Annotated in this window: 1 protein-coding gene; it reads left to right on the plus strand. The window is 56.2% G+C overall.

Annotation, left to right across the window (positions count from 1 at the left end):
* The first annotated feature begins 72 nt into the window (after positions 1-72).
* A complete protein-coding gene (locus ACYVGK_RS14695) occupies positions 73-480 on the plus strand; it encodes a hypothetical protein (RefSeq protein ID WP_460735016.1) in 408 nt (135 codons plus the stop codon).
* Positions 481-543: the final 63 nt, after the last annotated feature.

Genomic DNA, 543 nt, shown 5'->3' on the forward strand with positions numbered 1-543 from the left:
ACCGTCGCGCCTAACAATTCATTCAAGCCGAAGCCGCTTCGCGGCTCGGCTTAATTCAGGCGTTAGGCGGCTATGACAGGTCCCAATAGCTCAATCAAAGCGGCCTTCTTTGCTTGGCTGGACAGCACGCTGTCTCAGCCTATACCAGCTCGCACCGAAGCATTTCACTTCAACCTCTACGAGGGCACGGACTCTGTTCACGTGCAACTCGTCGGGACCGAGGCATTTTGTCCGGGCGAAGATCCGAGCACAGACTACTGGCCCTCTGCCGAGACGTTCTCGACAGGAGAGGACATCTTTGAAGTTCCCTTTTCCGTCGCCGGCCCCGACTGGCGGGCATGGCTCAAGACGCTGATCGGTCTGGTTAACTCTTACATTTCCGACGGCTTTAGGTCGGACATACTTCGCAGCAAATTGGGGATTGGGATCGGCTTCGTGGATGGAGATATGCATGTGCTATGGCACCGCGACGCCGCCTAACAATTCATTCAAGCCGAAGCCGCTTCGCGGCTCGGCTTAATTCAGGCGTTAGGCATTGGATGG

The sequence above is a fragment of the Lysobacter tyrosinilyticus genome (assembly GCF_054779815.1).

What these genes read in the sequence shown, in the direction of transcription:
- ACYVGK_RS14695 (WP_460735016.1), top strand. Translation starts at nt 73, where the DNA reads ATGACAGGTCCCAATAGCTCAATCAAAGCGGCCTTCTTTGCTTGGCTG.